The sequence below is a fragment of the Pseudomonadota bacterium genome (assembly GCA_008501635.1).
Classification (GTDB): Bacteria; Pseudomonadota; Gammaproteobacteria; order QQUJ01; family QQUJ01; genus QQUJ01.
This window is the reverse complement of the sequence record QQUJ01000003.1, coordinates 1-8,645: the sequence shown is the minus strand read 5'-3', so window position 1 is coordinate 8,645 and position 8,645 is coordinate 1. Positions and strand designations below refer to the sequence as shown.

The 8,645-nt window shown below is 51.8% G+C and carries 7 protein-coding genes; 5 read left to right on the top strand and 2 right to left on the bottom strand.

Features of this window, described 5'->3' with window-relative positions; all coding sequences use genetic code 11:
* A partial coding sequence (locus tag DWQ09_00685; GenBank protein KAA3630382.1) for a transposase occupies window positions 1-338 on the bottom strand: 338 nt, incomplete at its 3' end.
* A gap of 172 nt (window positions 339-510) precedes the next feature.
* A complete protein-coding gene (locus DWQ09_00680; GenBank protein ID KAA3630381.1) occupies window positions 511-849 on the bottom strand; it encodes a hypothetical protein in 339 nt (112 codons plus the stop codon).
* A gap of 274 nt (window positions 850-1,123) precedes the next feature.
* Between DWQ09_00680 and DWQ09_00675 the strand changes: the two genes are divergently transcribed.
* The 5 genes from DWQ09_00675 to DWQ09_00655 all read left to right on the top strand — a co-directional run bounded on the left by DWQ09_00675 (window position 1,124) and on the right by DWQ09_00655 (window position 8,264).
* Window positions 1,124-1,669, top strand: a complete 546-nt coding sequence (locus DWQ09_00675) for a C4-dicarboxylate ABC transporter permease (protein ID KAA3630380.1) — start codon at window positions 1,124-1,126, stop codon at window positions 1,667-1,669.
* A gap of 136 nt (window positions 1,670-1,805) precedes the next feature.
* Entirely contained in the window at window positions 1,806-3,188 is a 1,383-nt protein-coding gene (locus DWQ09_00670; GenBank protein ID KAA3630383.1) for a C4-dicarboxylate ABC transporter, read from the top strand.
* A gap of 391 nt (window positions 3,189-3,579) precedes the next feature.
* Window positions 3,580-4,704 (top strand): ABC transporter substrate-binding protein, encoded by a 1,125-nt coding sequence (locus tag DWQ09_00665; protein KAA3630379.1) that lies wholly within the window; start codon window positions 3,580-3,582, stop codon window positions 4,702-4,704.
* A 363-nt stretch (window positions 4,705-5,067) separates the two neighbouring features.
* On the top strand, window positions 5,068-5,802 hold the full coding sequence (locus tag DWQ09_00660; protein KAA3630378.1) for an enoyl-CoA hydratase/isomerase family protein: 735 nt from the start codon (window positions 5,068-5,070) through the stop codon (window positions 5,800-5,802).
* A 107-nt stretch (window positions 5,803-5,909) separates the two neighbouring features.
* On the top strand, window positions 5,910-8,264 hold the full coding sequence (locus DWQ09_00655; protein ID KAA3630377.1) for a hypothetical protein: 2,355 nt from the start codon (window positions 5,910-5,912) through the stop codon (window positions 8,262-8,264).
* The last annotated feature ends 381 nt before the right edge of the window (window positions 8,265-8,645 follow it).

Below are 8,645 nucleotides of genomic sequence, written 5' to 3'. Positions count from 1 at the left end.
TCCAGCAGATGACGAAAATTGAGAATCGTCGTCTCGTCGGGAACCGGCTCACGCCCAAGGTCAATGCCGGCGAAAAGACACATGGAGCGAGATTCATACAACGCTTCCTCGGCGCCTGGATCCGACAAGTTGAACCAGTGTTGGAGGAAGTAGATGCGCAACATCCGTTCCAGTTCAATGGGGGGGCGCCCGTTTCCCGCTTTGGGGTAGTGGGGTTCGATGAGCTCACAAAGCTGATCCCATGGAACCACAGCATCCATCTCCGAGAGAAACTTCTCTCGCCGGGTTGGTTTTCGAAATTGCTCAAATTCCCCCGCGGCAAATGTTTGCTGTTTCATCGTTTTCTACCGGTTCCAAATAATGCGTGTATTGTCGCAAACTTTGGGACTTAATCAGAGATGCCTTAGTTTTAGCATCTGCATTAGAAACAGAGATGTCTGCGTAGCAGATCGCTCTTTCGGATATAAGAAACTGATGACACGATCAGACCGCACCCAGTTCCCATCAGCATTATAGATCGTCCATGATCAATAAAATTCGTTTGGTATTATGCTCGATTTTAGTGACACTCCGATAAAGTATAATGTCGGATGATTCCATGGCGCCAATCGCAATTGCGATGAAACACATAAAAATGAAGAACACGAAGCTCGTTGCGTGGATTAGCTTGTGGCAATTCGCCCGGGTAAGCAGCGTACGCTTAGCATAGGTAGCGATGCCGAGAAGCCCGAGACGCTGAAGGCCAGCGCTCAGGTAAAAATCGAACATTCCTTTCGATATATCAGGCGTGTGTTTAGGTGTGACAAGGTTCGCTATCATGGTGTCGCCAAAAATAGAGAACGACTGCATGTATCGACAGCATTGAGCAATTTCATGTTGGGCAAACAATCTCTCCTACCGTGAGAGCGGTGCATCTGCAATTCACGACAAAGTGGGGTACGGACAGAAAATTTGGCTAACGACATTCAAAAACGAAATGAAAGCACTGTTTTCTGTAACCGCAAGGTAAAGAGCGGCGTATTTATAATTCCACTAGAAGATCAACCGCCTTCTTCATGAAGAAAGGCTACCTATGCCGGATTCGCGCACGCTGTTTTAAGCGCACAGCCCCGAGGAGACGGAAGTGAATATTCTTGGAACGCTCGTAAGACAGCTCGAATCAATCAATGACTTCATCGGCCGCGCCGTCTCGTGGTTAATGCTAGCGGTTGTTCTTATTACCTTTTCAGTAGCTATTTTCAGGTATGGATTCAGTCTTGGGTGGATAGGGCTACAGGAATCCTACCTATGGCTGCATGGAATTCTGTTCACATCCGCGATGGGGTACACACTCGTTCACAATAATCACGTTCGCGTCGATATTTTTTATCGGACCGCAAATGAACGATATAAGGCCTGGGTCGATTTGGTGGGCACTATGATCTTTCTCTTTCCGACATTGGGCATAGTCTGGTGGGCTTGCTATCCATACGTGATCCTTTCATGGCAGCGTTTGGAAACATCCAGAGAAGCTGGCGGATTACCAGCCCTGTACCTGCTCAAGAGTTTTCTATTGGTACTAGTAGCGGTTCTTCTCCTTCAAGGTATCGCAGTTATATTCCGCTGTATCCTTGTGCTGCGTGGCGCCACAGAATATGCGGAGCCGTTCGACGACAGTCAGATGGTTTGAGATTTAGCGTCGTGAACCTGTTTCCGACTCATGGTGGGCATGTGGTCAATCTAGACTACAGCGTTTTTCTTGAATCTTCCTACTACTCTAACGTTTTGGTATCTGGCGATTTACGTATATTTCGAGAGGTATGAAGATGGCAACAGGAGAGGTTCTGAGCATTCTTTTTTTGACTACGACGTGCGCTGCACTCCTTTTGGGTTATCCGGTGGCCTTCACACTTGCGGGAATGGGCGTGTTATATGCCCTACTGGGTGTCGCTTTGGACAGCTTCAACTGGATCCTTGTCGCGGCAATCCCGTCCCGCTATTTCGGAGTCATGACAAATGAACTGCTTGTCGCAGTGCCACTGTTCATTTTTATGGGTGTCATGTTGGAGCGTTCTAAAATCGCGGAGCAGTTACTAGTTACAATGGGCCAGGTCTTTGGCAAAATGCGCGGCGGCCTTGCCCTCTCGGTCACCGTAGTGGGAATGATGCTGGCGGCCTCCACTGGCATCGTGGGGGCCACCGTCATAGCGATGGGTTTGCTCAGTCTGCCCACTATGCTACGCGCCGGTTATGACCACCGTCTTGCATGCGGTACCATCTGTGCGTCGGGCACTCTAGGGCAGATTATTCCCCCGTCCATTGCGTTGGTGCTTCTTGGTGATGCGTTGGCAGGGACTTATGCGGAATCGCAACTGGCGCGTGGAATCTTCGCCGTCGAACCATTCTCGGTTATTGATCTGTTCGCCGGAGCGATAGTGCCAGGACTTATGCTCGTGAGCTTGTACCTTGCCTATCTCGTCCTAGTTGCTATCCGCCACCCGCGGCGGTGCCCGCCTTTCTACGACGCATCCGTCTCTAGCCATGATCTCATCTTCCGAGTGTTGACTGCACTCCTGCCGCCCATCTTCCTGATCGTCGCAGTACTCGGTTCCATTATCGCTGGAGTAGCGACTCCCACAGAAGCTGCGGCATTCGGTGCAGTAGGAGCCATGGTGCTCGCGATGATCCGACGCCAGCTCACGCTCTCGGTACTCGCTTACGTGACGCGGTCTTCGACCCGTATTACATGTATGGTTTTCGCAATCCTCTTGGGCGCTTCGTTGTTTTCTCTCACCTTCCGTGGGTTGGGCGGGGATCGCATGGTAACCGAATTCTTTTCTACTCTTCCCGGCGGTTTTTTCAGCGCCATGTTGTTAATTATGGTTGTGGTATTTCTACTCGGGTTTATTCTTGATTTTATCGAGATCGTTTTTGTCGTTGTCCCCATCGTGGCGCCTGCACTATTTGCCTTAGATGTAAATCCGATTTGGCTTGGCGTGATGTTCGCTATGAATTTGCAAACCAGTTTTTTAACGCCACCATTCGGATGGGCTCTCTTTTATCTTCGGGGCATTGCTCCTCCTGAAATTAGGACCGTAGACATATACCGCGGCGTGGCCCCATTCATTGTATTACAGGTTATTGGCCTCGGACTGGTCTGGTATTTTCCCGCGCTGGCAACTTGGCTTCCCTCCAAGATTTTTGGCTGACCGCCTTTCGGAATTTACTCTACTCCATCCAAAATGCCTGTTTTCAGCGTCTGTTGCGATGTTTGTAATCGTATTTCTCGATACTAGGCTATCGAAAAAACTCGTTTGTGCTTGCAGTGAAATATTCATGATACTCCTAAGATAATTCTCCCATAATTAGTAACCGCCACATTTTATATCATTGCTGGATTCCGAAAAAGGGAGGATGGCCAAATCTCGATTTGAGGAAATTTGCCAAATCACATTGGCCAATGCACCGCATAAGCACCTAAGTATAAGGTTCCTGCTAATAGGAGAGAGTGACACGAAACGCTTCAAATATTTCTCATTCAGATTCCAGACGCAATTACAACAATTCTATGTGTCAACGTTCAAGAGGAGGTAGGAGATAATGACTAATACCACGTTAGATCCAAAGCGGCGCAAGCTTCTGAAAGGTGGCGCCATCGCCGCTGCGGGCGCAGCAATGGCGGGTTTCTCAGCACCCGCGATATCCAAGAGTCGGACCAAGTGGACCATGGTAAGCACATGGCCGCGAAACTTGCCTGGTTTGGGAACCGGTGCCCAATATTTCGCGGATATGGTCACACAAGTGTCCGGTGGTGACTTCACTATTGAACTTCATCCCAGCGGCGAAATAGTACCGGCCTTTGAGTCTATTGATGCTGTTGGAAGCGGAACCGTCGAGATAGGTCACGGTGCGCCCTACTACTGGAAGGGAAAAGCTCCGGCTACGCAGTTTCTGAGTAATATGCCTTTTGGTTTGACCGCTCAGGAATATAACGCATGGTACTACTTCGGCGGCGGCATGGAGCTTGCCGATAAGGTCTATCGTGATCAACTCGGATGCAAATTTGTTCTTTGTGGCAATACCGGCGTACAGCATCCCGGCTGGTCCACCAAAGAAGTCAAGTCACTGGCGGACTTCAAGGGTCTTAAAATGCGGATGCCGGGTATCGCCGCCGAAGCCATGAAACAACTCGGTGCAGTGGTAGTAAATGTACCTGGATCAGAAGTGACGGCAGCACTAGCTTCGGGCACGGTGGATTGGGTTGAGTGGAACAACCCGCATGGCGAAGCATCCATGGCGTTTTATCGTTTTGCGAAGTACTACTACACGCCTGGCTTCCATGAAAGTGGGACTGCGCTAGAATTGTTTATCAACAGCAAAGCCTGGGATGGATTGTCCAAAGAAAATCAAGCACTCATTGAGCAATGTGCCGCCGCGACAAACGTGCGAATGCTCAGCGAATTCGTTTGGTATAGCGGACCCCAATTCCAAGAATTTATATCAAAGCACGGTACGCAGGAGAGAGTCATTGATGATGAATCTCTAGTTGCCATTGGCAACGAGATTGGGAAGGTCATTGAAACCATTATCAGCAGTGACAAGTACTCCCGTGAAGTCTACGCAAGCCTGATGAAGGCCCGCGAGCTTCAGATGCCTTATAGTAATAACACCGAAGTAGAATTTATGCGGGCAAGGGCGCTTCCCTACGTATTTCCCAAAGTATAGCTTCGGGGGTGGCGAGCCGTTGGTTGAAACAGTTTGAGTAGGCACAACCAACGGCTCGCTGACCTCGATCCCACGCCTACGGCCGGACTGAGATCGGACACATGGAGTGCAATCAATCGATCCACTCCGTTATTGGATACACACGAGATCTGCCCGGGTCTTAAAACCACCTGTTTAAGTTCTACTGCGAATACAGTCTCTTGTATGCGCACGCAATATCGTGTGTTGTACGTGCCAATCGAACACCATTCGCAAACTCTATGCAACTTCTTCTTGGCTCGCACAAGTTGACAGACTGAATGACACAACTGCGCTACAACCGCGGTCATATGGGAAGGCACTCAACAGCAATGGAGAATTACTATGAACGCTCCGCTCGCCCTGCCCGATAGCGTCAACTACACACGCCGCGGTCACACGGTATTCGTTACGCTCAACCGTCCAGACAAGCGGAACGCGCTTGATGGCAAAACCGTTGACGCTCTGCTTCACATCGTGAAAGCTGCCGCGCACGACGAAACTCGCCTGCTAGTATTGCGTGGTGAAGGACGCAGCTTTTGTGCGGGTTTTGATTTTTCTGGATTTGAGGACACTTCCGAAGGTGATCTGCTATTGCGTTTCGTACGCATCGAGCAACTGCTCCAGACGCTGCATCACGCACCGTACCACACACTCGCCCTTGCCCACGGCCCCTGCTTCGGCGCTGGTGTCGATCTCATCTGTGCTTGCGCTGCCCGCATCGCCGCACCCAGTACGACATTCCGCATGCCGGGACTGCAGTTTGGGCTGGTGCTCGGCACGCGCCGACTGGCGTTTCGCATCGGCGTGGACCACGCTCGCGAATTGCTACACCAGTCCCAAACCTTCGACGTCGAAAGGGGGATCGCCATAGGCTTTCTGACGGGGATCAGTCCTGAGGACGAATGGGAAACGTTGATCACACAGGCAGAACACGCGAGTGTGTTACTCGATATCAATTCAACACGGGCCCTACACAGGCTTACCCTACCCGACACGCGAGCACAGGACCTCCACGAACTCGTGGCGTCCGCCGCTAGGCCAGGACTTATCGAACGTATCCGGAGGTTTCGCAGTTAGTAGCATTCGGATGATGACCATAACTATCGAGATCCAAAGCACTGACCACACCAGGAACGTGGGCGCGAACGGAATGGCTTCACCCTCAATCATGCGTGGAGGCAACGATGCAGATAAAAAAGGCGATATGCACGTGGTGTAAGGGCAAGTGTGGCGTCCGAGTGTTTAGCGACGACAGTGGCCAATTGGATCACGTGGAGATCATCTCGAAACGGGAGTTTATCGGCGGCGCCTATGGATCGGGTTGTCAAACCCTTCGCTATCGCCAGGGTCCAGAATGGTTCAACTCTCCCTATCGGCTGCGCTACCCACTACGCCGCGTCGGGGCGCGTGGGGAAAATCGATGGCAACGCTTGGAATGGTCCGAGGCGCTCGACGAGATCGCACAGCGGCTCGCAGAGATTCGTGACACCTGGGGAGCTGAGGCGGTGTTCGCCACGGCTGGTGACACATGGACCCATGAAGAGTACAAGCAACGCTTTTTAAGCCTGTTCGGCACGCCGAACATTATCGGTGCCGGCCCGATCTGCGTCGGACCCCGCTCACTGGTGAGCGAAGCAATTGTGGGGTGGTATCCCGCCTTTTCTCTACGCCACGCCACACGCTGCATCTTGTTCCTAGGGGTACAACCAAAGGTGGCGCGTCCTGCGAACTGGGTAACGGTACAAAAGGCGAAGCAGCAGGGTGCAAAGCTCATCACACTGGACCCACGCCAATCAGAAGTGGCAAAGCTCTCCGACGTATGGATTCAACTGCGCCCGGGTACTGATGCGGCGATTCTGCTCGGCATGATCAACTACATCATTGATCAGGATCTCTACGATCATGCTTTCGTGGAACGCTGGTGCCATGGATTTGCGGCGCTGCGCAAACAAGCTGCCGAATACCCGCTGGATAGGGTCGCGGAGATCACGGGTGTAGCTGCCTCGGTGATCCGCGATGCCGCGGTGACTTACGCCACGAATCGGCCTGGCTCGATCATCGAAGGCATGGGGGTTGAGCATTCTCCCAATGCAGCCCAAATCCTACACGCACGCGCCTGTCTATCGGCGATTGTGGGCAACTTTGACGTAGAGGGCGGTGATGAACTCCCCGGTCCTACGAAGCGCTTCAAGACTGATAGAGAAATAGAGCTGGTCGAGCTACTCTCCAGAGATCAGCGTGCCAAACAAATCGCGCACGACCGCTTCAAGTTGCACAGCATGCCAGGTCAGGAAATACTCACCGAAGTTATATCTAAGCACTATGGAAAACGCGGCGGTATTCACTGGTACACCGGTGAGGCACATATGCCATCGGTCTATAGGGCGATCATCTCCGAAAAGCCCTACCCTATCAAGGCAGGGATAGTTACCTCATCTAATCCACTCGTCTCGCATGTCAATACACGGCTCGTGTACGCCGCTATCAAAAAACTCGATCTCGTGGTTAACTGCGATCTTTTCTGGCAGCCGACGGCACTGCTCGCCGATTATGTCCTACCCATTGCGAGTTGGCTCGAGCGCCCAGCGATATACAACTACCTTGGATTCCATCTGCGTGTCTCGGGCTCAGCAGCGGCCTTGCCTGCAGTGAGTGACGAATACGACCGGCGCACAGATTTTGATTTCTGGCGCGGACTGGGGATACGCCTCGGTCAGGCAGAACATTGGCCTTGGGAGAGCCTTGAGGAGTCTTACGACGAGCGTCTGCGGGATACGGGAAAGAGCTTCAGCGAGTTGGCGGACTCACTCGGGCAGGAGTTTCCCCAGGAAACGCAAACCTTCCGTAAATACGAGCAGACGGGCTTTGCAACACCAACAGGTAAGGTGGAGTTATATTCGACTATCTTCGAGCAACTCGGCTATCCACCCTTGCCCTACTACGAACCCCATCCGGATAGCCCAGTGTCCGTTGCTGACCCTGAGAATCGCTATCCACTTACCGTCATCAATGGGAGCCGCAATTACTGGTTCATGCTCTCCGATTGGCGCCAGGTGCCAGAAACTCGGGCCCGCCGCCCATACCCGCTACTTGAACTTCATCCGGACACTGCGCACAAGCTTGGTCTGCAGGAGGGCGATTGGGCTTGGATCGAGAATTCGCTTGGGCGGATCATCCAACGGGTGACCATCTTTGATGGTATCAAGCCAGATATAGTCCATGCGGATGGTCAATGGTGGTACCCGGAGCTAAGTGCGCTGGACCCGATATTGTTCGGAGCGTGGATCTCTAATATCAACTTAATTCTTGACGACGACCCAAAACGATGCAGCGAAATCTTGGGTACCTGGCCTCAAAAGCAGACACGCGGTCGAGTGTATAAGGTTGAAACCGATGAGGATAAGAAGCTGGTGGCAATCATTGAGCGCCTGTGTCTCGCGCACGGTAACACAACGCCCCCACTTCGGCCCGATGAAATTGACATCATTCAGCACTACAGTGAGGAGGCAATGTCTTCTCCAACGAATATGGGAGACTGACCTTTTCCTTATATTGTTACCACGAGTTGGATGAGATTCTGCTCACTTTTTGCGGCTCGTTTGGCAAATTCCACTGGTGGCAGAAAACCGAAGGAACTATCCAGAACTTACCATTCAAACCTTCTATAAAGGCGTTTTCAGTCGGTTTGCCAGGTTAGGGAACGTCTGAATAAGTTATGCAAACCAGCACGGCCGATTCAATATGTTTGTGTTTTTCATCATAAGGAGCGTTTGCAGGCAGTATTCGGCTCAACATGGGCCGTTTTCTAGCCGTTTTGTGCGCCGTTGCGGTTTATCAGGCGCACCAATCCTATGTCGGGCATCGCAATCGTCGCCGCGCCAGGTACAGATTGGTCAATGCACTCAGTACAAACAAGGCAT